The organism is Naasia aerilata (genome assembly GCF_030296595.1).
GTDB classification, from domain to species: domain Bacteria; phylum Actinomycetota; class Actinomycetes; order Actinomycetales; family Microbacteriaceae; genus Naasia; species Naasia aerilata.
The window spans coordinates 82,564-105,801 of the sequence record NZ_AP027731.1 but is presented as its reverse complement, the minus strand read 5'-3'; the positions used below and the strand labels follow the sequence as shown (position 1 = coordinate 105,801).

Annotated in this window: 21 protein-coding genes and 4 pseudogenes; 12 read left to right on the top strand and 13 right to left on the bottom strand. The window is 70.6% G+C overall.

Annotated elements, in window-relative coordinates; genetic code table 11:
* Genes atpA through QUE51_RS00550 form a run of 7 tightly spaced genes read left to right on the top strand, consistent with a single transcriptional unit; the run spans window position 1 to window position 6,365 of the window.
* On the top strand, window positions 1-1,638 hold the full coding sequence (gene atpA, locus QUE51_RS00580; protein ID WP_286277689.1) for a F0F1 ATP synthase subunit alpha: 1,638 nt from the start codon (window positions 1-3) through the stop codon (window positions 1,636-1,638).
* A complete protein-coding gene (locus QUE51_RS00575; RefSeq protein WP_286277688.1) occupies window positions 1,638-2,537 on the top strand; it encodes a F0F1 ATP synthase subunit gamma in 900 nt (299 codons plus the stop codon). Before atpA ends, QUE51_RS00575 begins: the two co-directional genes overlap by 1 nt.
* Before the next feature lie 19 nt (window positions 2,538-2,556).
* Entirely contained in the window at window positions 2,557-4,020 is a 1,464-nt protein-coding gene (gene atpD, locus QUE51_RS00570) for a F0F1 ATP synthase subunit beta (RefSeq protein WP_286277687.1), read from the top strand.
* Window positions 4,021-4,022: 2 nt separating this feature from the next.
* Window positions 4,023-4,283: a F0F1 ATP synthase subunit epsilon gene (locus tag QUE51_RS00565; RefSeq protein WP_286277686.1), complete on the top strand. Its 261-nt coding sequence runs from the start codon at window positions 4,023-4,025 to the stop codon at window positions 4,281-4,283.
* Window positions 4,280-5,026: a YaaA family protein gene (locus QUE51_RS00560; protein WP_286279473.1), complete on the top strand. Its 747-nt coding sequence runs from the start codon at window positions 4,280-4,282 to the stop codon at window positions 5,024-5,026. Before QUE51_RS00565 ends, QUE51_RS00560 begins: the two co-directional genes overlap by 4 nt.
* A 23-nt stretch (window positions 5,027-5,049) precedes the next feature.
* Entirely contained in the window at window positions 5,050-6,003 is a 954-nt protein-coding gene (locus QUE51_RS00555; protein ID WP_286277685.1) for an aldo/keto reductase, read from the top strand.
* The gene (locus QUE51_RS00550) at window positions 6,000-6,365 is read left to right on the top strand and encodes a hypothetical protein (protein WP_286277684.1); all 366 of its coding nucleotides are present in this window, start codon (window positions 6,000-6,002) and stop codon (window positions 6,363-6,365) included. The genes QUE51_RS00555 and QUE51_RS00550 overlap by 4 nt, the downstream gene beginning before the upstream one ends.
* Here the strand turns inward: QUE51_RS00550 and QUE51_RS00545 are convergent.
* The 6 genes and pseudogenes from QUE51_RS00545 to QUE51_RS00520 form a co-directional block, all read right to left on the bottom strand.
* The gene (locus QUE51_RS00545) at window positions 6,340-6,945 is read right to left on the bottom strand and encodes a DNA-3-methyladenine glycosylase I (protein ID WP_286277683.1); all 606 of its coding nucleotides are present in this window, start codon (window positions 6,943-6,945) and stop codon (window positions 6,340-6,342) included. The two genes, QUE51_RS00550 and QUE51_RS00545, sit on opposite strands and share 26 nt — an antisense overlap.
* A 116-nt stretch (window positions 6,946-7,061) precedes the next feature.
* A complete protein-coding gene (locus tag QUE51_RS00540; protein WP_286277682.1) occupies window positions 7,062-7,616 on the bottom strand; it encodes a TspO/MBR family protein in 555 nt (184 codons plus the stop codon).
* An 88-nt stretch (window positions 7,617-7,704) separates the two neighbouring features.
* Window positions 7,705-8,754, bottom strand: a complete 1,050-nt coding sequence (locus QUE51_RS00535; RefSeq protein WP_286277681.1) for an NAD(P)/FAD-dependent oxidoreductase — start codon at window positions 8,752-8,754, stop codon at window positions 7,705-7,707.
* A gap of 137 nt (window positions 8,755-8,891) precedes the next feature.
* A pseudogene (locus QUE51_RS00530) lies at window positions 8,892-9,074 on the bottom strand (FAD-dependent oxidoreductase); the annotation flags it as partial.
* 55 nt (window positions 9,075-9,129) lie between these two features.
* Window positions 9,130-10,565: pseudogene (locus QUE51_RS00525) on the bottom strand (aspartate aminotransferase family protein).
* Window positions 10,562-11,044, bottom strand: a complete 483-nt coding sequence (locus QUE51_RS00520; RefSeq protein WP_286277680.1) for an Lrp/AsnC family transcriptional regulator — start codon at window positions 11,042-11,044, stop codon at window positions 10,562-10,564. The pseudogene QUE51_RS00525 and the gene QUE51_RS00520 overlap by 4 nt, the downstream one beginning before the upstream one ends.
* 212 nt (window positions 11,045-11,256) lie before the next feature.
* Here QUE51_RS00520 and QUE51_RS00515 point away from each other — a divergent pair, with 212 nt between their 5' ends.
* The 4 genes from QUE51_RS00515 to QUE51_RS00500 all read left to right on the top strand — a co-directional run bounded on the left by QUE51_RS00515 (window position 11,257) and on the right by QUE51_RS00500 (window position 14,421).
* Window positions 11,257-12,624, top strand: a complete 1,368-nt coding sequence (locus QUE51_RS00515) for an FHA domain-containing protein (RefSeq protein ID WP_286279471.1) — start codon at window positions 11,257-11,259, stop codon at window positions 12,622-12,624.
* Between the two features lie 58 nt (window positions 12,625-12,682).
* A complete protein-coding gene (locus tag QUE51_RS00510; protein WP_286277678.1) occupies window positions 12,683-12,895 on the top strand; it encodes a hypothetical protein in 213 nt (70 codons plus the stop codon).
* Complete coding sequence (locus QUE51_RS00505; protein WP_286277677.1) at window positions 12,874-13,521, top strand: PP2C family protein-serine/threonine phosphatase; 648 nt, start codon at window positions 12,874-12,876, stop codon at window positions 13,519-13,521. The genes QUE51_RS00510 and QUE51_RS00505 overlap by 22 nt, the downstream gene beginning before the upstream one ends.
* Window positions 13,522-13,692: 171 nt before the next feature.
* Window positions 13,693-14,421: a FadR/GntR family transcriptional regulator gene (locus QUE51_RS00500; protein ID WP_286277675.1), complete on the top strand. Its 729-nt coding sequence runs from the start codon at window positions 13,693-13,695 to the stop codon at window positions 14,419-14,421.
* 7 nt (window positions 14,422-14,428) lie between these two features.
* Here QUE51_RS00500 and QUE51_RS00495 read toward each other — a convergent pair whose 3' ends face one another.
* The 7 genes and pseudogenes from QUE51_RS00495 to QUE51_RS00465 all read right to left on the bottom strand — a co-directional run bounded on the left by QUE51_RS00495 (window position 14,429) and on the right by QUE51_RS00465 (window position 21,476).
* Complete coding sequence (locus QUE51_RS00495; RefSeq protein ID WP_286277674.1) at window positions 14,429-15,166, bottom strand: SDR family NAD(P)-dependent oxidoreductase; 738 nt, start codon at window positions 15,164-15,166, stop codon at window positions 14,429-14,431.
* Entirely contained in the window at window positions 15,156-16,085 is a 930-nt protein-coding gene (locus tag QUE51_RS00490) for an NAD-dependent epimerase/dehydratase family protein (RefSeq protein ID WP_350226795.1), read from the bottom strand. Before QUE51_RS00490 ends, QUE51_RS00495 begins: the two co-directional genes overlap by 11 nt.
* Window positions 16,086-16,129: 44 nt before the next feature.
* Window positions 16,130-16,849 (bottom strand): annotated as a pseudogene (locus QUE51_RS00485) (SDR family NAD(P)-dependent oxidoreductase); the annotation flags it as partial.
* 98 nt (window positions 16,850-16,947) lie between these two features.
* Window positions 16,948-18,372, bottom strand: coding sequence for a purine-cytosine permease family protein (locus QUE51_RS00480; protein WP_286277673.1), 1,425 nt, complete (start codon window positions 18,370-18,372; stop codon window positions 16,948-16,950).
* A gap of 394 nt (window positions 18,373-18,766) precedes the next feature.
* Window positions 18,767-19,681, bottom strand: a pseudogene (locus QUE51_RS17625) (amidohydrolase family protein); the annotation flags it as partial.
* A 362-nt stretch (window positions 19,682-20,043) separates the two neighbouring features.
* Window positions 20,044-20,748, bottom strand: coding sequence for an amidohydrolase family protein (locus tag QUE51_RS00470; RefSeq protein ID WP_286277669.1), 705 nt, complete (start codon window positions 20,746-20,748; stop codon window positions 20,044-20,046).
* Window positions 20,718-21,476, bottom strand: a complete 759-nt coding sequence (locus tag QUE51_RS00465) for an amidohydrolase family protein (protein WP_286277668.1) — start codon at window positions 21,474-21,476, stop codon at window positions 20,718-20,720. Before QUE51_RS00465 ends, QUE51_RS00470 begins: the two co-directional genes overlap by 31 nt.
* A 355-nt stretch (window positions 21,477-21,831) precedes the next feature.
* Here QUE51_RS00465 and QUE51_RS00460 point away from each other — a divergent pair, with 355 nt between their 5' ends.
* The gene (locus QUE51_RS00460) at window positions 21,832-23,190 is read left to right on the top strand and encodes a serine/threonine-protein kinase (protein ID WP_286277667.1); all 1,359 of its coding nucleotides are present in this window, start codon (window positions 21,832-21,834) and stop codon (window positions 23,188-23,190) included.
* Window positions 23,191-23,238 lie beyond the last annotated feature (48 nt).

Sequence of the window (23,238 nt, the reverse complement as noted above, 5' to 3'; positions counted from 1 at the left end):
ATGGCAGACCTGACCATCAGCCCGGACGAGATCCGCAACGCGCTGAAGGACTTCGTCTCGTCCTACGAGGCGACGGGCGCCCAGACCACCGAGGTCGGTTACGTCATCGACGCCGGTGACGGCATCGCGCACGTCGAGGGCCTGCCGAGCGTCATGGCGAACGAGCTCCTCCGCTTCGCGGACGGCACCCTCGGCCTCGCGCAGAACCTCGACGAGACCGAGATCGGCGTCATCGTCCTCGGCGACTTCCAGGGCATCGAGGAGGGCATGGAGGTCCACCGCACCGGTGAGGTCCTCTCCGTGCCGGTCGGCGACGGCTACCTCGGCCGCGTGGTCGACCCGCTGGGGAACCCGATGGACGGCCTCGGCGAGGTCGCGAGCGACGGCCGCCGCGCTCTCGAACTCCAGGCGCCCGGCGTCATGGCGCGCAAGAGCGTGCACGAGCCGATGCAGACCGGCATCAAGGCCATCGACGCGATGATCCCGATCGGCCGCGGCCAGCGCCAGCTGATCATCGGCGACCGCCAGACCGGCAAGACCGCCATCGCGATCGACACGATCATCAACCAGCGCGCGAACTGGGAGTCCGGCGACCCGAACAAGCAGGTCCGCTGCATCTACGTCGCCATCGGCCAGAAGGGCTCCACGATCGCGGGCGTCAAGGGCGCCCTCGAGGATGCCGGCGCGATGCAGTACACGACGATCGTCGCGGCTCCCGCGTCCGACGCCGCCGGCTTCAAGTACCTCGCCCCGTACACCGGATCGGCCATCGGCCAGCACTGGATGTACGCGGGCAAGCACGTCCTGATCATCTTCGACGACCTGTCGAAGCAGGCCGAGGCCTACCGCGCCGTGTCCCTGCTGCTGCGCCGCCCGCCGGGGCGCGAGGCCTACCCGGGCGACGTGTTCTACCTGCACTCCCGCCTGCTGGAGCGCTGCGCGAAGCTGTCCGACGAGCTCGGCGCGGGCTCGATGACCGGCCTGCCGATCATCGAGACGAAGGCGAACGACGTGTCCGCCTACATCCCGACCAACGTGATCTCGATCACCGACGGCCAGATCTTCCTGCAGTCGGACCTCTTCAACTCGAACCAGCGCCCCGCGGTCGACGTCGGCATCTCGGTGTCGCGTGTCGGCGGTGACGCCCAGGTGAAGAGCATCAAGAAGGTCTCCGGCACGCTGAAGCTCGAGCTCGCCCAGTACCGCTCGCTGGAGGCCTTCGCGATGTTCGCGTCCGACCTCGACCAGGCGAGCCGTCGCCAGCTCGCCCGCGGCGCGCGCCTGACCGAGCTGCTCAAGCAGCCGCAGTACTCCCCGTACCCGGTGGAGGAGCAGGTCGTCTCGATCTGGGCAGGCACCAACGGCAAGCTCGACGAGGTGCCCGTCCAGGACATCCTGCGCTTCGAGCGCGAGCTGCTCGACTACCTCGGCCGCAACACCGAGGTCCTGACGCGCCTCCGCGACACCAACGTGCTCGACGACGACACCGTCGGCGAGCTCGAGCGTGCGGTGGACCAGTTCAAGCTCGAGTTCCAGACCGGTGAGGGCAAGCCGCTCGCCTCGGTCGGTCGCGAGGAGTTCCAGGCGGCCAACCAGGAGGACGTCAACCAGGAGAAGATCGTGAGGTCTCGCCGCTAGTGGGGGCCCAGCTCCGCGTCTACCGGTCGAAGATCCGCTCGGCCCAGACGACGAAGAAGATCACCCGCGCGATGGAGCTCATCTCCGCCTCGCGGATCCAGAAGGCGCAGCAGCGCGTCGCGGCGTCCACGCCGTACGCGCGCGCCGTCACGCAGGCCGTGTCCGCGGTCGCCTCCTACTCGAACGTGGATCACATCCTCACGACCGAGAAGGAGAACGTCGAGCGGGCTGCGGTCGTGATCTTCGCGTCCGACCGTGGACTCGCCGGTGCCTTCAGCGCCAGCGTGCTGAAGGAGTCGGAGGAGCTCGCCACGCTGCTGCGCAGCCAGGGCAAGGACGTCGTGTTCTACCTGGTCGGGCGCAAGGCGGTCGGCTACTTCTCCTTCCGCAAGCGTGACAGCGCCCGCGCCTGGACCGGCGGCACCGACCAGCCGGTGTTCACGACGGCGAAGGAGATCGGCGACGAGCTCGTCGCCGCCTTCATGCGCGATGCCTCCGACGGCGGCGTGGACGAGATCCACATCGTCTACAACCGCTTCGTCAGCATGGTCACGCAGACCCCCGAGGTCGTGCGCCTGCTTCCCCTCGAGGTCGTCGAGGGCGTCGAGGCACCGGGTGACACCGCCGCGCTGCCGCTGTACGAGTTCGAGCCGGATGCGGACGCCGTGCTCGACGCCCTCCTCCCGGTGTACATCGAGAGCCGCATCTTCAACGCCATGCTGCAGTCCGCCGCGTCCGAGCACGCGGCCCGGCAGCGGGCCATGAAGTCGGCGAGCGACAACGCCGACACCCTCATCAAGACCTACACCCGGCTCGCGAACAACGCGCGCCAGTCGGAGATCACCCAGCAGATCTCCGAGATCGTGGGCGGGGCCGACGCCCTCGCCTTGGCGAAGTAAACGCAGAAGGAAGCAACCCATGAGCATCTCCGCCCCCGAGCGACCCGCGGCCGAGTCCGCCGGCGCCGTCGTCGGCCGCGTGGCCCGGGTCACCGGTCCGGTCGTCGACATCGAGTTCCCCAACGACGCCATCCCCGAGATCTACAACGCGCTGAAGACGACGATCACGATCGACGGCAACAGCCAGGAGATCACCCTCGAGGTCGCCCAGCATCTCGGCGACGACCTGGTCCGCGCCATCGCCCTCAAGCCCACCGACGGCCTCGTCCGCGGCCAGGAGGTGCGCGACACCGGCGGCCCCATCACGGTCCCGGTCGGCGACGTCACCAAGGGCAAGGTCTTCAACGTCACCGGTGACGTCCTCAACCTGGAGCCCGGCGAGACCATCGAGGTCACCGAGCGCTGGGGCATCCACCGCAAGCCCCCGGCATTCGACCAGCTCGAGAGCAAGACGCAGCTGTTCGAGACCGGCATCAAGGTCATCGACCTGCTCACCCCGTACGTGCTCGGCGGCAAGATCGGCCTGTTCGGCGGCGCCGGCGTCGGCAAGACGGTCCTCATCCAGGAGATGATCCAGCGCGTCGCGCAGGACCACGGTGGTGTGTCGGTGTTCGCCGGTGTCGGCGAGCGCACGCGTGAGGGCAACGACCTCATCAACGAGATGGAGGAGGCGGGCGTCTTCGACAAGACGGCGCTCGTGTTCGGCCAGATGGACGAGCCGCCGGGCACGCGCCTCCGCGTCGCCCTCTCGGCCCTCACCATGGCGGAGTACTTCCGCGACGTCCAGAAGCAGGACGTGCTGCTCTTCATCGACAACATCTTCCGCTTCACGCAGGCGGGCTCCGAGGTCTCGACGCTGCTCGGCCGCATGCCCTCCGCGGTGGGCTACCAGCCGAACCTCGCCGACGAGATGGGCGTCCTCCAGGAGCGCATCACCTCCACGCGCGGCCACTCGATCACCTCGCTGCAGGCGATCTACGTGCCGGCCGACGACTACACCGACCCGGCGCCGGCCACGACGTTCGCGCACCTCGACGCGACGACGGAGCTCAGCCGCGAGATCGCCTCGCGCGGCCTGTACCCGGCCGTCGACCCGCTCGCGTCGACGAGCCGGATCATGGACCCCCGCTACCTGGGCGAGGACCACTACCGCGTCGCGACGAGCGTGAAGGCGATCCTGCAGAAGAACAAGGAGCTGCAGGAGATCATCGCGATCCTCGGTGTCGACGAGCTCTCCGAGGAGGACAAGGTCACCGTGTCGCGCGCACGGCGCATCCAGCAGTTCCTCTCGCAGAACACCTACATGGCGAAGAAGTTCACCGGCGTCGAGGGCTCCACCGTCCCGCTGCGCGACACGATCGAGTCCTTCGACGCGATCGTCCGCGGCGACTTCGATCACGTGGCGGAGCAGGCGTTCTTCAACGTCGGCCCCATCACCGACGTCGAGGAGAAGTGGGCCCAGATCCAGAAGGAGAACGGCTAGCCGTGGCGATCACCGTCAACGTCGTGTCGGCGGACGAGCAGATCTGGTCCGGCGAGGCCGAGATGCTCGTCGCCCGCACGACCGAGGGCGAGATCGGCATCCTGACCGGTCACACCCCGCTCCTGGCCATCCTGGCCGGCGGTGAGGTCCGCGTGACGCAGGTCGGCGGGCGCAAGCTGGTGGTCAACGCCGAGGACGGGTTCATCTCCGTCCAGAACGACACGGTCACCGTCGTCGCCCGCGCCGCCGAACTGGTGAGCTGACGCTCGTCCTGCTGCCCCCGTCCGAGACCAAGCGGGACGGGGGCGACAGGGGCGCCCTGGACTGGTCCGCGCTGTCCTATCCGCGGCTGAACGCCCGGCGCCGTGCCGCCGTGCGCGCGGTCCGGGCCCTCGCGAAGGACCCGGACGCGATGGCGGCCGCTCTCAAGCTGGGGCCTCGCCAGCGGACAGAGATCGAGCGCAACCGCGCCCTCACCACCTCGGCCACGCTGCCGACGATCGACCGCTACACGGGCGTGCTCTACGACGCGCTCGATGCTGCCACCCTCCCGGCAGCCGCCAGGGAGCGGGCCGGCGCCGTGGTCGCGGTGCACTCGGCCCTCCTCGGACTCACCGGGGGTCTCGATCCGATCCCCGCGTATCGCCTCTCCGCGGACTCGCGGCTACCCGGGCTGAGCCTCCGCGAACACTGGTCGGCAGTGGTCGCGAAGGAGCTTCGGGCGGTGCCGGGCCTTCTCCTCGACCTCCGCTCCGAGGGCTACGTGGCGCTCGGACCGGCGCCGGTCCGCCCGGACTCGGTGTACCTGCGCGTGCTCGGCGAGGGCCCGGACGGCGTCGTGCGGGCCCTCAACCACTTCAACAAGCATGCGAAGGGCGAGCTGACGCGCGCGCTCCTGCTGGCGGAGGAGCTGCCGGACACCGTCGACGACCTGCTGGCCTGGGCGCCTGGCGCCGGATTCACGCTGCGGCGGCACTCGCCCACCGAGGTCGCGCTGATCGTCTGAGGGCCCGCGAGTAGGTTGGGGCGATGGAGTACCGAAACCTCGGCCGATCCGGCCTCCGTGTCTCCGCCGTGGGCCTCGGCTGCAACAACCTGAGCCGTCCCGGCACCGCGAGCGAGAGCCAGGAGGGCTCGACCGCACTCGTGCATGCGGCCCTGGACGCGGGGGTCACGTTCTTCGACACCGCGGACATCTACGGCGCGGAGTTCGGGCGCAGCGAGGAGATGCTGGGCCGGGCGCTCGGCAGCCACCGCGACGAGGTGGTCATCGCCACCAAGTGGGGCCACTCCGGCTACCAGGGGCCCGTGGCGGCCTGGCAGGACAAGGGATCTCGGCGATACCTCCGCCTCGCGGTCGAGGACTCGCTCCGCCGGCTCGGCACCGAGTGGATCGATCTGTACCAGCTGCACACGCCCGACCCGAACACGCCCATCGAGGAGACGCTGCAGGCACTGGACGAGCTCGTCCTGGCGGGCAAGATCCGCTACGCGGGCTCCAGCAACCTCGCCGCCTGGCAGGTCGTCGAGGCGGAGCTCACGTCGCGCCTCGGCGGCATCACCCGCTTCGTCTCGGCGCAGAACGAGTACAGCCTGCTCGTGCGCGACGCCGAGCGAGAGCTGCTTCCGGTCGCGCGCCAGTACGGCATCGGGTTCCTGCCGTACTTCCCCCTCTACAACGGGATCTTCACGGGCAAGTACTCGCGCGACGGCGGTCCGCAGCAGAGCCGGATCATCCGCCAGAAGCCCGGCCTCCTCTCCACGGTGCCCTGGGACGCCTACGACCGCTTCGAGCAGTTCGGGGCCGACCGCGGTCTCACGGTGCTGGAGGCGACGATGGGCTGGCTGCTCGCCGTTTCCGGCCTGGCGAGCGTCATCGCGGGAGCGACGACGCCGGATCAGGTGCGGCAGAACGCAGCGACCTCCGGTGCGTGGCAGCCCACGGCGGAGGAGCTCGCGCTGATCGGGGAGATCTTCCCGTGATCCCGGAGTCGTGGGAGCCCTACGAGCGGGAGGACGACGGCGAGGTGCTCGGCTACCTGGAGCCGGTCGACGGCGACCTGGTGCGGCCCGTCACCGTCTTCGGGCATCCGCTCGCCGATCCGGGGGATCGGCACGACGCCGCTCGGAGATTCGAGGCGCTCGGGCTGAGCTATCTCGCGGAGCCCTGGGTGCTGCGGCTCGAGGACCGCCCGGACCCGGTGCGGGTGCGCATCCTCGAGGCGCGACCCGACCGGCTGACGCTGCAGGTGTTCTTCACCGAGGGGATCTACTCCGGAGAGCGGTTCGTCCTGGAGCCGCCTCTCGCTCCCGCGGCGCTCACGCCGGAGCGCCCTCTCCACTGACTCCCGCGCGCCAGCATCCGGCCAGGTGGTCGTCGACGAGCCCGGCCGACTGCATGAGGGCGTAGACGGTGGTCGGCCCGACGAAGCGGAAGCCGCGGCGCCGAAGCTCCTTGCTGAGGGCCGTGGACTCCGGCGTGACGGCGGGGATGTCCTCGAGGGACTGCGGGCGGTCCTCCCGTGCGGGCGGCGCGAAGCCCCAGATGAGCCGATCGAGGGCTCCGTCGCCCTCGTCGCGCTGCAGGTCGAGGAGCACGCGCGCGTTGGCCAGCGTGGCCTCGATCTTCGCGCGGTTGCGGATGATGCGCGTGTCCGCCAGGAGCAGCTCCACCTGGGGCTCCGTCCAGTCGGCGAGCACCGAGGCGTCGAAGCCCGAGAACGCCTCCCGGAAGCCGGGCCGGCGGCGGAGGATCGTGATCCAGGACAGTCCCGCCTGGAATCCCTCCAGGCAGAGCTTCTCGAAGAGCGGACCGTCGCCGTGCAGGGGAGTGCCCCACTCCTCGTCGTGGTAGCGCCGGTATTCGGCGTCGCGGGTCGCCCACGGGCAGCGGGCGAGCCCGTCCTCGCCGATCGTCGTCGTCATCTCGAGAAGCGTAGGGGCAGGAAGGATCATGCCGGGAGGCTAGAGCCGCGGCCACGCCCGGCCGGCGACCGGGCGTCCCCGGTGCAGAACCCGTCCCGGGTCGCGCGGGGGAGGGATCAGGTGTTGAGGACCGCGATGCCCCAGTTGAGCGTGGTGGCGAAGAGGATCCAGGCGAGGTACGGCACCAGGAGGAGCGCCGCCGTCCGGCTCGTCGGCCAGAACACGACGATCGTCCCCGCGACGCAGATGTCGAGGAGCACGATGACGGCGAGCGCGACCCACAGGGCCGGGCCCCCGATGACGGTGTAACCGCCGAAGAACAGCGGAGTCCACACGGCGTTGAGGAAGAGCTGCGCGACGTACAGCGTGAGCGCCGGGGTCACGTAGTCGAAGAAGCGGCGGCGCCACACGAGCCAGGCGGCCACCGCCATCATCGTGTACAGCGCGGTCCAGACGGGGCCGAACAGCCAGTTCGGCGGTGTCCAGGCGACCTTGGCGGCGTCCGCATACCAGCCGTCGACCGTGGCGATGGTCGTGAGCGTGCCGAAGGCCGCGACCGCGAAGGAGATGAGCAGGAACAGCACGAGCGCCAGGACGGACCGGCCGTCCACGCCGCGCTTCCGGGCAGGCGTGAGGACGTGGTCCGGCAGGACGGCTGAGCTGTAGGACATGTGCACTCCGTGCTGTCGGGGCTTCCCGTGCATCCTAGGCGCGGCCCACCGACACGCCCCCAGCGGTTGCGCAGCAGGGCTGAAGGCGTTACGCGCCCGTCAGGGGACCCATGACCCGAGCGGCGAGGGAGCCGCGTCCGGTGACGCGCTCCTCGACGTCGGCCAGGGTCATGGCCGCGAGTCCCGCGTTGGCGCCGAGGAAGGGCAGAGGCTCCGGCTCCCAGCGGGGCGAGACGTGACCCACCCACGGGAGGGCGGACAGCTCGGTGCGGTCGCCCGTGATCAGCTCCGCGAGCGTGCGGCCCGCGAGGTTCGTCGTCGAGAGTCCGTCACCCACGTACCCGCCCGCGAACGCGACGCCCGTGCGCGGATCGTGCCAAACGCTGGCATGCCAGTCCCGCGGCACCCCGAGGGGACCGCCCCAGCGGTGGGTGACGGCCGCGCCGGCGGCGGCGGGGAAGAGGTCGGCGAGCGCCCGGCGCAGGTGCTCGAACACGCGAGGGGCCCGGTCGTAGTCCGGCCGCACGCTGCTGCCCCAGTGGTAGCGGGCGCCACGCCCGCCGAACGCGAAGCGGTTGTCCGCGGTCCGCTGGCCGTAGACGAGCAGGTGCCGGTAGTCGGTGAACGTCTGGCCGTGCCTCAGGCCGATCTCGTCCCACACGGTGTCGGGGAGCGGCTCCGTGGCGATCATCAGCGAGTAGAGCGGAAGCATCCGCCGCCGGAAGCGGGGCAGGGTGGGCAGGTAGCCCTCGAGCGCCAGCACGACCGTGTCGGCGGTCACCGTCCCGGACGGCGACGTGACTCGGTGCGGCGCCACCTCGATCGCCGGCGTCCGCTCGTACAGGGCGACGCCCCGGCCGACCAGCGAGCGGGCGAGACCCCGGACGAGCCGGGCCGGTTGAACGCGTGCGCAGGCCGGATCGAAGACCGCGCCGTCGGCCCCGGCGGCCGCGACGGCCTCGGGGCCGAGCAGCTCGAGCTGGTCCACGCCCAGACGGCGGGCCTCGGCGACCTCCGCCTCCGCGGCGGCGCGCTGGGCGGGGGAGCGCGTGTAGGCGAGCGTGCCGCCCTTGGCGAAGTCCGCGTCGATGCCGAGCTCCGCGACCGCGCGGCCGACCTCGTCGACGGTGTCGACCATCGCCCGGCGCAGAGCGACCGCGGCGGTGCGGCCGTGCTGCCGCTCCAGCGACGCGCCGCTCCGCGGGAACAGCGCAGAGCACCACCCCCGTTGCGCCCCGACGCGCCGAAGCCGGCGATCTCCTTCTCGACCACGACGATCTGAAGCTCCGGCCGGGCGGCCAGGAGGTAGTGCGCGGTCCAGAGCCCCGTGAGCCCTCCGCCCACGATGCACACGTCGGCGGTGCGGTCCCCGTCAAGAGGGGCGCGTGCGGAGAGGTCGTCCTCGCCCGAGGCCGCCAGGGAGTCCAGCCAGAAGCTGACGTCCCGGTAGCCGCTCATCGACCTGCCCACTTCTGCGGCAACTCGGCGTCGAGTCGCCACGGAAGTGGGCAGGTCACAGCCGGGACCAGGCCTCGGTGAGGACGCCGCGCAGGATGCCCTCGATCTGCTCGAACTCGGGTTCGCCGATGGTGAGCGGCGGGGCGAGCTGGATGACCGGGTCGCCGCGGTCGTCGGCGCGGCAGTACAGCCCGGCGTCGAAGAGCGCCTTGGAAAGGAACCCGCGCAGCAGCCGCTCGGACTCCGCGTCGTCGAACGTCTCCTTCGTCGCCTTGTCCTTCACGAGCTCGATGCCGAAGAAGTAGCCGTCACCGCGGACGTCGCCGACGATCGGCAGGTCCAGGAGCTTCTCCAGGCTCGCCCGGAAGAGCGGGCTCTTCTCGCGGACGCGCTCGTTGAGGCCCTCCTCCTCGAAGATCGTGAGATTCTCGAGCGCGACGGCCGCGGACACCGGGTGACCGCCGAAGGTGTAGCCGTGATAGAAGGACGTCGTGCCGGTGCGGAACGGCTCGTAGAGCTTCTCGCTCACGATCGTGGCGCCGATGGGGAGTACCCGCTCGTCATGGCCTTGGCGCACGTGATCATGTCCGGCAGGTAGCCGTAGGTGTCGCACGCGAACCAGTTGCCGATCCGGCCGAACGCGCAGATGACCTCGTCGGAGACGAGCAGCACGTCGTACTTGTCGCAGATCTCGCGCACCCGCTGGAAGTAGCCGGCCGGCGGCGGGAAGCATCCGCCCGAGTTCTGCACGGGCTCGAGGAAGACCGCGGCCACCGTCTCGGGGCCCTCGAAGAGGATCATCTCCTCGATCCGGTTGGCGGCCCAGAGGCCGAACTCGCGCTCGCGCTCCGGTCCTTCCTGGGTGCTGGAGACGAAGCCCAGCTCGGCCGAGCGGTAGTAGTTCGTGTTCGGGACGCGGAAGCCGCCAGGGGTGACCGGCTCGAACATCTCCTTCATGGCCGGGATGCCCGTGATCGCGAGGGCGCCCTGCGGCGTGCCGTGGTAGGCGACGGCGCGGGAGATGACCTTGTGCTTGGTGGGGCGGCCCTGCAGCTTCCAGTAGTACTTGGCGAGCTTGAACGCGGTCTCCACCGCCTCGCCGCCACCCGTCGAGAAGAAGACCCGGTTGAGGTCCCCGGGGGCCAGGTCGGCGAGCTTGTCGGCGAGCTCGATGGCCGAGGGGTGCGCGTAGGACCAGATCGGGAAGAACGCGAGCTGCTCGGCCTGCTTCGCCGCGACCTCCGCGAGACGACGGCGGCCGTGCCCGGCGTTGACGACGAAGAGACCCGATAGGCCGTCGAGGTAGCTCTTGCCCTTCGAGTCCCAGATCGTGTGGCCCTCGCCGCGGACGATGACGGGCACGCCGTGCTCCTCCAGCACCGACTGGCGCGAGAAGTGCATCCAGAGGTGGTCCTTGGCCTTCTGCTGCAGGTCCTGCTCGGCGGAGCTCGCCGTGCTGTCGGCCGGCACGGCCTGTTCGGTGATGGTCATCGCGTTCCCCAGTCGTAGAGCTGCTTGTGCAGGCGGAGGTAGACGAACGTCTCGGTCGACGAGACGCCCTCCAGTGTGCGGATCTCGGAGTTGAGCAGGTCGATCAGCTCGTCGTCGTTCTCGCAGACGACCTCGGCGAGGATGTCGAAGTTGCCCGCCGTGAGGACGACGTAGTCGACGGACGGCAGCGCCGCCAGCCGATCGGCGATGACCCGGGTGTCGCCGCTGACGCGGATGCCGATCATCGCCTGGCGGTAGAAGCCCAGCTGCATCGGGTCGGTGACGGCGACGATCTGCATGACGCCGGACTCGGTGAGCTTCTGCACCCGCTGCCGGACGGCGGCCTCGCTGAGGCCGACCGCCTTGCCGATCTCGGCGTACGAGCGGCGCCCGTCGAGCTGCAACTGCTCGATGATGGCCTTGGACACGTCGTCCAGCTGCACCGGCTTGCCGGGTGTCGCGCGGTGCCGTTCGCTCACCCTCGATCCTGTCAGTGCCGTCGGGCCCGGGCAAGCGAATCCGCGGCGAAGCCCCGTTCGGCAACGGAATCGGTCGAATCGGCGGCCACGCCTCAGTCGCGGCTCTGCAAGGTGCCGGTTCGACGCCGTTGCGGCGCCGACTTCCGCGCGCCCGCTGCGGCGAGGATCTCTCGCTGTCCGGCTCTGAGGACTACACTCGCGTCAAGCACGTGATGAGCTACATCGGCCAGTTGGCGGCTGGGGGAGGCGGAGAGTTCGTGACCTCCGGCCACGCGTTCTACTCGCCGTTGGCCGCGGACGTGGGCGGCAGTCTCAACTGGATGTTCTTCGCCGCCGGTCGCGTGCTCGCCGGGTTCGAGCCCTCCACTTCGCTCGAGACCGTGATGGCGCTCTGGCGAACCGCCACCGCGCGTGATGCGACCATCGAGTCCGTCGTCGCCGCCGTGCCGACGCGCGGGCCGTCCGCCGTCGGGTCCTTCGCTGTCGTCGTGACCGGGCAGCGGACCACCCTCGTGCTCCGCGGGATGGGCAGCGTCGACGTGCAGACGCCCGCAGGTCAGCGGCGCATCGACTCGCGCAACATGCAGCCCTGGTACCTGGCCGAGTTCGACGGCGTGCAGGGGCTCGCGCTGGGCTCGGTGGAGCGCGCGGTCGGCGTGGAGACCGGCCCGACCAGCGCGGATCTGCCCCTGCTGAGCGGCATCGTCCGTGCCCCGTGGCTCGCCTGGACCCCGCGTGAGCCCGGGGAGGCTCCGGCGCCCGCTGCGCCGGAGCGGCGCACGCGAACCGGTCGCAGCCGGGCGGCGACGCCCGCGCAGCACCAGCCGTCCGCGCCCATCTCCGGGTCGATCCCGGTCCAGAACCTCGCCGCCGCGCCCGGCCCCTACCGTGCGCCGATCACGACGCCCATCCCGGTCATCCCGGCCGCGTCGGGCGGCATGCCCGCCGCCGCCATCCCGCCCATGCCGCCCTCCCGCACGGCGGTCGGCAACTCGGGCGACACCATGGACCTCGACGACACCATCCGCGGGCTCGGAACCGGCCGCTGGGGCGCGGGAGAGCGCGAGCGGGAGCGTGTCGCCGAGCTCAGCCGCGCCGGCGACGAGTCGGGCGACATGTCCGACACGATCGTCGCCTCCCGCCGCCGCCACCGCGCCGACGTGCCGCCGCTCACGACGTGGTCGCCGTCCCGCATCGAGTTCGACCCCCGGTTCACGCCCGGCCAGGACCGCGCGACCGGCTACTACTGCTTCCGCATCGGCAACGGCCAGGTGTACCGGCTCGACACGCCCGTCTACATCGGGCGCAAGCCGAGCAGCCCGCGCATCGTCACGGGGACGCTGCCCCGCCTGCTCCGCATCGCATCCCCGTCGATGGAGGTCTCGAGCACCCACGTGGAGCTCCGCCAGGAGGGCACGTCCGTCGTCGTGACCGATATGAGGTCCACGAACGGCACCTTCGTCTCCCAGCCCGGGGCGACTCCGATAAAATTGCGCCAGGGGGAATCGATGGTGGTGTCCCCTGGCACTCTCGTGGATATCGGTGACGGCAATGTCATCGAGATCCTGCCGATCCGCTGAGATCGGAGTACCCCGTCTTGTCCGGCTCTGACCGGGCACCGGCAGTCAGGCAGGATCCGTGACCCAAATCGGGCGAAGCAACTCCGGGCACACCGTGACGGTTCCCCGGCGGCCCGACATCCAGGTCACCCTGAGCTGGTCGGCGGTGACGAACGTCGGCCGGAAGCGCACCGTCAACGAGGACAGCTTCCTCGCGCAGAGCCCGCTGTTCGCCGTCGCCGACGGCATGGGGGCCACTCCGCCGGGGACGTGGCGAGCGCCGCCGTCGTGACGCGGCTCGCGGAGGTCATCGAGACCGACTTCATCGACCCGGACGTCGTCGAGCACGCGCTCGGCGTGGCCGCCCGCGACATCTCCCGGGTCTCCGGCACCACCGCCCTCGGCACCGGCACCACGGTGACCGGTGCGGCGCTGACCCTCGTGAACTCGGACCCGTACTGGGCGGTGTTCAACGTGGGTGACTCGCGGGTGTACCAGCTCCGCGGCCGGCTGTTCGAGCAGGTGACGGTCGACCACTCGGTCGTGCAGGAGCTCGTGGACTCGGGCGTGCTGACCAAGGAGCAGGCCGAGCACCACCCGGACAGCAACGTGATCACGCGCGCGGTGGGCTTCAACGACATCCCCGCGCCGGACTACTGGATGATCCCGGTCACGGAGGGCCTGCGGCTGCTGCTGTGCTCGGACGGGCTCACCAAGGAGCTGAGCGACGAGGACATCCGCTCCCACCTGGTGGCGGGCCGCGCGGCCCGCGACACCGCGCACGACCTCCTCGACGCGGCCCTCGTCCGCGGCGGGCGCGACAACGTGACGGTGGTCGTCATCGACGTCCTCTCGACGAGCGGCGACTTCGACCTGGACCAGACGGTCCCGCGCCGAGGCACGGGCCGCCACTCCTGATCCGCGCAGGGGCGTGTCGCATCCGTGCGGACGTGTCGCAACCGTGCGCCGTTGCGACGCGTCCGCATGGTTGCGTTGGGCCGGAACGTCGGGGCCGAACGTGCCACTGGCTCGGCGGTAGATTGAGAAGTCGCCTCGCGCAGCCGGGGCGGGAACGACGGGAGCTCGATCGTGGTGGACATCCCTCCGCTCCGGCGGGCAGAGACCGCGGCGACGACGATCGCCGCGCACCTCGAGCGGCTGATCGCGACCGGCACGGTTCCACCCGGATCCAAGCTCCCGTCGGAGCGCGAGCTCGCCGCCACCTGGTCGGTCTCCCGGTCCACCTTGCGCGAGGCGATGTCCGAGCTCGAGCACAAGCGCCTGCTCGAGAGGACGCCCGGGCGGGGCACCCTCGTCCTCGGCCCTCCTATCGAGGTGAATGAGCTGACCGCGATGCAGGCGGACACCTCGCTCGCCTACGTCGCGGAGCTGCGCTACGCCCTCGAGCCGGAGATCGCCCGGCTCGCGGCCATCCGGGCGACGCCGGCGAACCTGCTCCAGCTCCGCGAGGTCCTGTTCGAGGCGAACGAGAATCTTCGCCTTGCCGAGTCCCTGCGGCTCGACATGGAGTTCCATCTCCTGGTCGCCCAGGCCGCCCAGAACCCGCTGATGGCGAAGATCTGCTCCCTCACCAGCGAGTGGACGAGCGACGAGCGCCGGCACACCCACACCGGCCGGTCCGGTCGCAGGCTGTCCATCGAGGGCCACCGCCGGATCTTCGCGGCGATCGAGCGGCACGATCCGGAAGCCGCGCATCTGGCGATGAGCGAGCACCTGTCCGATGTGCGGCAGCGCATCGACGCCGCACAGAGTCGAAGCGCCGCCGGGGACGCCGATGCGCCCGGCGACGAGGCGTGAGCCGACGCTAGATGACGACCCCGCCGTTGGGCGAGAGCACCTGACCCACGAAGTAGTCGGCCTTCCCCGAGAGAAGGAACGCCACAGCCTCCGCCACATCATCCGGTGACCCGAACCGCCCAGCGGGGACATTGGCGTCGAGCCACGCCTGGTTGTGGCCGCGCTCGCCGAGGAAGATCCCCGTCTCGATCGGCCCCGGCGCGATCGAGTTGACGACGAGCCCGCGTCCCGCGTACTCCTTCGCGAGCGACTTGGTCAGGGCGATCACGCCGCCCTTGGAGGCGGCGTAGGCGGCATAGTAGGGCGCCCCGCTCAGGCCGATCTCGCTGGAGACGGTCAGGATCCGCCCGGCCCCTCGAGCGAGGAGGGGGCCGAGGACGGCCTGGATGGGGACCCAGGTGCCGGTGAGGTTGACCTCCAGAACTCGGCGCCAGTCGTCCAGCTCATAGGTCTCGCTCGCGCCGGTCTTCTGGATGCCCGCGACAGTGACCAGCGCGCCGATCGCCGCCCCGTCCTCCTCGAAGGAGGCAACGAAGCCACGGACCGCCGCGGCGGAGCAGACGTCGAGCTCCGTCCGCGTCAGCCGCTCCGCGAACCGCTCCGCGAGCCCGTCGAGCTCCGCCAGCCCCGAGAGGTCGGTCGCGGCGACACTGTGCCCCGCCTCGAGGAGCCGGCCCACGATGGCGGACCCGATCCCGCCCGCGGCCCCGGTCACGATCGTCCAGGAAGGCTGCTCAGGAGTCATGGTCGCCGAGCCAGGTCCCGTAGTCGGCCAGGGCCGCCCGGAGCGGCCACTGGGGCTCGTAGCCGAGATCGGTCCGGGCCAGCTCGATGCTGAACTGCCCCTGCAGATCGAGCGTGGGCTCGAGGCCCGGCCCCGCGCTGACCGCTGCCCCGGGATAGGCCAGCCGCACCTCGTCGAGGATGCCTGCAAGGCTCCAGTACTCGGAGCTCGAGATGTTGTACGCGAGCGGCCGCTCGGATCGAGCGTCCGCGGTGACCGCCGCGAGTGCGGCCGAGGCGACGTCGCGCACGTAGATGAGGTTGTAGGAGTGGTCGGCGCCGTGCGGGATGGCGAAGGCGTTCTCGTGCACGACTCCGCGCATGACATCGCGGACGATCTCGTCCATTCGGTTCCCCGGCCCGTACACCTGCGCGATCCGCAGTGAGACGACGTCGATCCCGTATCTCTGGGCGTAGACCCGGCCGAGCCACTCGCCGCTCACCTTGGTGACCGCGTACGGCGTGGACGGGTTGACGGGCTGCGACTCGTCGATGACTCCGGAGTCGTTCCGGCCGTACACGGTCTCCGATGAGAAGTTGACGAGCCTGGAGACGCCGTGCAGCCGCGCCGCCTCGAAGACCGCCACAGTGCCCTCGGAGTTCGCGGCGAAGGTCGCGACCGGGAAGCTCAGCGAGTAGGTCGGATGCGACATCGCGGCCGTGTGCACGATCGCATCGATGTCGTGGTCCGCAAGGACGGTCAGGAGCCGCGGGATGTCGAAGAGCTCGCCTTGCACGACGGTCACGTCGGGTCGGGGGATTCCAGGAAATCCCGGTTGTAGCTGACGACGCGGTGCCCGGCGTCGGCGAGTTCTGTGACGATGTGGCGGCCGGTGAAGCCGGCGCCGCCGGTGACGAGGACGGAGGACATGGGTTCCGATCTGCTTTCAGGACGCGAGAGGAAGGTGCCGGTGCGCCCTCCATCGATAACCAAATTGGTGCCGGTGACGTAGGACGACTCGTCGCCGAGAAGCCAGGCCGCCCCGTGGGCGATCTCCTGGGGAGTTGCGAAGCGCTTCAGGGGAACAGAGGCCTGGTCACGTGCCCGCTCCTCCTCGTTGGCGAACTCGGCGGCGAGCATCGGGGTGTCCGTCGTTCCGGGCGAGAGGCTGTTGACGCGCACGCCGGCGGGAGCGAGCTCCGCCGCGAGCGACCGGCACATGGCCAGCACACCTCCCTTGGTCGCGGTGTATGCGGTGTAGCCGGCCTGGCCCACCAGGGAGAGCTCGCTCGCGATGCACACCAGCGAGCCCCCTCCGTTGTCGGACAGCCGGCGCGCGGCGGCCCGGGCGACGTGGAAGGTCCCGGTCAGATTCACCGCGACGACCGCCGCCCAGAGGTCGTCGGTGGTCGCGGCGACGGGCATCACGCGCGAGATCCCCGCGGCGTTGAAGACCCCGCTGAGCGGGCCAAGCTCGCTCTCCGCCCTGGTGAAGGCCTCGTCGACCTCGTCGGCGTTCGCGACGCTCGCCCCGATCAGCAGCGCGCGACCCGGGAGCGTCGCGCACGCCTCGTCGAGCTGCCGGTCGGGAAGCCCGATCGCGGCGACGGACGCGCCCCGCTCGAGCAGCAGACGGACGGTGGCGAGTCCGATGCCCGACGTGCCGCCGGTGACGAGGACGGTGCGGCCGGTGAAGTCATGCATGGTGGGGCTCCTTGTCGAGGCGCGGGGTCATGCGTGCCTGGTCTCCTGTTCGCGGGCGAGCACTTCCTGCTCCGACTCGTGCTCGTTCTCCTGCCGGGTCAGAGCCCGGACGCCCAGCTCGAGCTGATCGGCGGACCGCAGCTTGCGGAGGGCGAGCACGAAGTAGACGGCGAAGACGACCGGGAGGGGAGGATCCAGCTCAGGTCCGCACCACCCAGCAGGGCGCTGATCGGGCCCACGAAGACGGAGGAGTTGATGGTCAGCAGCGCTGTGACGATGCCGGCGAGAAGCGCGACCCAGCCTGGGGTGTTCACGCCGGCGTACTGTCCCAGCCGGGAGCGGTCGTGCAGGTCGACCGGGTCGTAGCGCCACCTCCTCGACACGGCGTCCGCCAGGTAGGTCGCGCCGAAGGGCAGCAGCCACACGATCAGCAGCGCCGCGAAGATCGTCAGCACGTCGAGGAAGCCGCCGCTGACGACCACGTAGAGAGTGAGCAGCGTGCTGAGAACGGAGTCGATGAGGGTCCCGGTGAGGCGGGTGATGGGCAGGCCGAGGGCCTGCAGGGTCAGTCCCGACGAGTAGAGGGTGGGCACGTTGTTCGAGATGGTGCCGAGGATCGCGGCGAGCAGGAACACGAGGTACACCGGGGTGGGCATGAGCACCGCCGGCGCGCCGATCGGGTCCGACATGTCGACCTGGGAGGCGAGCACCGCTCCGAGGACGCCGAGCAGCGTGGCGACGCCGAAGCCGACCGTGAAGAGGGTCCAGAACAGCTTGCGGGGGTTCACATCGCGGGGCAGGTAGCGAAAGTACTCCGGGGCGTTGAACAGGTAGGAGATGGGACCCGAGGCGTTCGCCGCCGCGGCGATGGTCAGCGTCGCGATCAGGGCGCCGGGCTCCACGCCGGTGCGGCCCGCCCACTGGGCTCCGCCCAGGGTGAAGATCAGCACCAGCACCACGGCGATCACGAGCACGATGGAGGCGACCCGCTGGATCCACACCATCGCACCGTGACCGAACGCGGCGACGGTGGCTCCCACGGCGACGACGACGATGACCGAGATGATCTGCGCAGGCAGCCCCGGGTCCGGGATCCCGATGATCGGGAGGAAGGCGAGGATCGCGAGCGCGGCCAGGATGGTGTTGAGGCACTCGAAGGCGACGAGCGCGATCCACGTGAGGGCGACGTTCGGCAGGTTCCCGCGGACGCCGAATGCGGCCCGCGAGAACGTGAGCGTCGGCACCCCCGCCCGCGGTCCCGCGATGCAGGCGATGGCGACGAGGATGAAGAACGCGTTGCCCAGCACGATCGCGATCACGGCCTGCCAGAGGCTCAGTCCCAGCGTCACGGCGAGGGCGCCGAGGGTCATGGGGAGTAGGTTCGCCTGGGTTCCTGCCCAGAACAGTGCAGCGCCCGGCAGGGTCATCGTCCTCTCCCTGAGCGGGATGAAGTCGAAGCCGTGCTTCTCGACGGTGAAGGCGCGTTCGGGAGCGGGTGGGGCTGAGGTCGTTACGGCGTTCATGAGGGTCTCCGTTTATGCGGGGAAGGGGAGCGCGACTCGCGGTCCGGTCGCGGTGGTGCCAGTGGTGCTGGTGGTGCCAGTGGTGCTGGTGGTGCCAGTGGTGCTGGTGGTGCCAGTGGTGCTGGTGGAGCCGGTGGTGCGGATCGTGGAGCGGAAGAGCGTCACGGTGCGACCGCGCGGGGGAGAACGGGGCGCGGTCCGGAGGAGTAGTGCCGGTGCGTGACGCTGAAGGTCTCGGAGACCACGCGGCCGGCCTTGATGACATAGCGCCGAGGGGCCCGATCCAGGAGGGCGTCCGCCGCGCTCGGAGCGTCGACGACCAAGAGGTCGGCGGGGAGCCCACCTCGATGCCGTGGGAGGGCAGACCGAGCACGCGTGCGGCATCGGTGGTCACCATGGCCAGGACCGTGTCGAGCTGCTCCGCCGTCGAGAGGTGTGCGGTCTGCGCGAGAAGGAGTCCCGTCTCGAGCTGGTCGCTGTTGCCGAAGGGCGTGAAGGCGTTGCGGATGTTGTTCGACGAGATGGCGGTCAGAACTCCGGCGGCGCGCAGCTCGGCGAGCGGCGCGATCCCCCGCCGGATGCTGCGGGTGTCGCGGCGGCCGCCGAGGTGCAGATCCGTGGCGGGCAGCGCCACCACGGCGATGCCGGCCTCCGCCAGCTTCCCGATGATCCGCGCTCGATGCTGGGGCTCCGCGCTTGCGAGCGCCGTCAGGTGGGACAGGATGACCCGTCCCCGGAGGCCTCGCCGTACGGTCTCCTCTGCGATGTAGGGCGCCATCTCGAAGCGCTGGTCGGCGTAGTCGTCGGCGAAGTCGGCGTGGATGTCTGCCCCCACGCCGAACTCGGCGGCGAGACCGAGAACGGTGTCGACGTGGGCGCGGCAGAGGTCGACGGTCGGCTCGCTGTAGGAGCAGCCGCCGATGGCGTCCACGCCCGCTTCGAGCGCCTGCCTCAGCAGCGCCTCCGTGCCGGGGCGGCTGTGAATTCCCTCCTGGGGAAACGCGACGATCTGGACCTCGACCACGCCGGCATACCGATCCTTCAGCTCGAGCATCGCCTCGACGGTCAGCAGACCCACCGCAGGGTCCACATCAGGGTGGACGCGGACGGTCGTCGTTCCGTTTGTGACCGCCTTGTCCAGCACGAGCGCGCCTCGCCGGAGCAGGTCCTCGCGGTCGAAGGAGCGCTTGAGGTCCGCGGTCACGGCGATGGCGTCGGCGAGGGTGCCGGTCGGGTTGGGGCGCAGCTGGTCGAGCAGCGCCTTGTCCAGGTGCAGGTGGGGCTCGACGAGACCCGGCAGGAGGAGCATGCCGTGGCAGTCGATCGAGGGGACATCCGCGGAGGGCGTCGAACCGATCGAGCTGATGAGGCCGCCGGACAGGGTGACCGTGGTGGCCGGAGCCTTCGCGCCGATGCGGACGTTGTGCAGGGCCAGCACTCGATCCTCCTCGCATTGGCCGGTTGGTCCTACCAACTGTAGGAGCGGCGACTCGGGCTGCCGGGGCGGCTGCCACGGTCCTCCGGCCTGTCCCCGCGGTCGTCACATCGCCGAAACATGAGCGGGGAACGGGAAACCCCCGGCACGACGGGGCGCACGGGTCTCCCGGAAGCAGCCGGCGGCAGGGCGTCGTCTGCGAGTGGAAACGAGGAATTAACGTTGCCGTAACAGGCTCAGGGCCGTTCGCGCACCCGGACGACCGGGCGGGGGTACCGCGACCGCGAGGAGAGTCGCGTGAGCACGCCCCTCTGGGAGTCCGCGAGCTCGCGCAGCGTCGAGTTCCGCTCCATGAGGCTCCTGCGGCGCGCCTCGGCCTCGGCGATCACCGCGTCCTCGTCGATCGTCAGCACCCGGTGGTCGCGGAGGACGACGCGACCCCCGACCACCACGGTCCGGGCGGAGTGGTCCCAGCTGCCGAGCACCAGCGTGCTGAGGGGATCCTCGCGGCTGGCGTACGGCGCACCGGCCAGATCGAAGATGGCGAGGTCCGCGGGCTGCCCGGGGTCGAGGGTCCCTGCGCCGATCCGGAGGGCGCTCGCGCCGGCGGTCGCGAGGCCGAGGGCCGACCCCGGAGTCTCCCAGTGCTGCGGGTCCGGCTCCCCGGACCGGTGCAGCAGCACCGCAAGTCGCATGGCGTCGACCATGTCCATCGAGCCGCCGCAGTTGACCGAGTCCGTGCCCAGCGCTGCCCGCATCCCGTGCGACCGCCACGCACCGAGGTCGGCGATGCCGCTGCCGACCTGCAGGTTGCTGTGCGGGTCGTGAACGGCGGTGACCCCTCGCTCGGCGAGCAGTCGCATGTCCGCGTCCTCGAGCCAGACGTTGTGTGCCGTGCTGAGCCGGGCGCTCAGGAGCCCCGTTCGGTCCAGGAGGTCCACCCAGGAGCGACTCCCGAGCGGGGAGTGAGGGCTGCCTGCAGCCGGGTCTCCAGGAGATGGGTGTGGACCAGCATGTCCTCGCGCTCCGCCGCCTCGGCGACCGATGCGAGCAGGTCGGTGCTGCACCTCTGCGGCGCAGAAGGACCGAGGATGACCGCGACGCGGCCGCTCGGCGAGGTCCAGGACCGGCGGAGGGCGAGGGTGTCGTCGAGAAGCTCGGCCGCCGGCTTCTGGGCGAACTCGGGAGCCCCGTACCCGGTCCCCGGCGGCCAGTCCTCGGCCGAGAGCCCGACGGAGTCGGGGAGCGGGATGTCGCCGATCATCGGCGCCACCGCGGCCCTGATCCCACTGTCCTCGTACGCCCCCAGCACGGGCGCGAGGCCCGCGACGGCGCCGCCGATGTGATCGACGACAGCGGTGGTGCCCGTGCGCAGAGCCTCGATCGCCTGCAGCTGGGTCGCCACGAGGATCTCGTCGGGCGTGCGGTTCGCCGTGCCGGCGAGCGCATAGTTCATCCAGGGCTCCAGAGGGAGCCGGGCGCCATCGTGCCGGCACAGGGTGCCGTACGAATGGGAGTGCATATTCACGAATCCCGGCAGGACGAGACAGCCGGTGGCGTCGATCACTTCGACGTCATCGTGCGGGAGTGCGCCGGCCCCGGCGGGCGCGATCCGCCCATCGACGATCCGGACATCGCGGGTCTCGAGGACGCCGTCCGCTCCGGCCACCAGGCCGCCCCTGATCAGGAGGGACCGGGAGCCGTTTCCGCTCTGACCGGTACCCGCTCGGGCTGTCTGGTACGGCTCGCGCTCCACGCACACACCGTAGCCCGGTCCTCGCGGCCCGCCGATCGAGAGCTCAGCGGGGTATCCGCATCACTTCGGACTGACCGCAACCGGAGACCGATGCGGATAGTCCGAAACGATGCGGATAGCCGGCCGCGCGCGAATCGGGTACCGAGCCGCGCCGGGGCGTGTCCCCCGTGAACGGCGAGCGCCTGCTTACAATCGCTTCGGGCACACGGTGGCGGCCTCGCCCCGGCCTGCCGCAGGGGTGCTCGTCCGCCGGACCGCGAGGGGTGACATGACGAGGCGTCTGCCGTCCACCCCGCCGACCCTGCCCGGGTTCACCTACGTGCGGGCACTGGGCTCCGGCGGCTTCGCGGACGTGTTCCTCTACGAACAGAACATGCCCCGCCGCCAGGTCGCTGTCAAGGTGATGCTCGCTGACGTGGTCAACGACCAGGTCCGCCAGATGTTCCAGGCCGAGGCGAACCTCATGGCCCAGCTGTCGACGCACCCGTCGATCCTCACGGTGTACCAGGCGAGCGTCTCCTCCGACGGCCGGCCGTACCTCGTGATGGAGCTCTGCTCGGCGTCGCTGTCGGAGCGCTACCGCCGCGAGCACCTGCCGGTCGCCGAGGTGCTGCGCATCTCGATCAAGATCGCGAGCGCCGTCGAGACGGCTCACCGCGCGGGCGTGCTGCACCGCGACATCAAGCCCACCAACATCCTCCTCACCGCCTACGGCCACCCTGTGCTGTCCGACTTCGGCATCGCGGCGACCCTCGCCGAGTCGGAGCGCACCGAGTCGGTCGGCCTCTCCATCCCGTGGTCGGCGCCCGAGGTCCTCATGGACGAGACGGCCGGCAGCATCGCGAGCGAGGTCTGGTCGATGGCGGCCACCGTCTACAGCCTCCTCGCCGGCCGCTCGCCGTTCGAGGTGCCCGGCACCGAGAACAAGTCGGTGGACCTCATCGGCCGGATCAACCGCGCCAAGCCGGAGCCGATCGGCCGCGCCGACGTGCCGGCCCGGCTCGAGCTGGTCCTCCAGCGCGCGATGTCGAAGAAGCCGGAGCAGCGACCCGGGAGCGTCCTCGAGCTCATCCGCGAGCTGCAGGCGGTCGAGACGGAGCTGGCGCTGCCGCAGACGCCGCTCGAGGTCGCGATGGATGACTGGGCCCTTGCCACGGTCGCCGACCTCGAGGACCGGACCCGCATCCGCGGCGTGCCCGCACTCCGGGCGCCGGGCGAGCGGCGCAGGCGACGCCGCGGCGAGACGAGCGGCACCCGCGGCGGAGTGGGCACCCTCGTCCAGCAGGCGGGCAGCGCGTCCGTGTCGGTGGGCAGCGGCATGCGCGCCCCCAGCCCAAGGGCGTGCAGTGGCTCGCCTGGCTGCTCGTCGGGGTCTCCGCGCTCGTCATCGCCCTGGGCGCGACCGCCATGGTCGTCCTCATCCGTGGCAACTCGGAGGACATCCCGCGCGTCAGCGACATCTCCGCGCAGGTGGAGGACGGCACCGTGCGCTTCTCCTGGGACGACCCTGGGCTCCAGGACTCGGACGCCTACGAGATCACGACCCATGACGGGCGGTCGAGCCTGCAGCGCAGCACGAGCTTCCTCGCCGACGCGCAGCCGGGCTCGCGCGTCTGCATCAGCGTGACGGTCAACCGCGAGGGCAAGGTCGGCGCGCCCAGCAACGAGAAGTGCG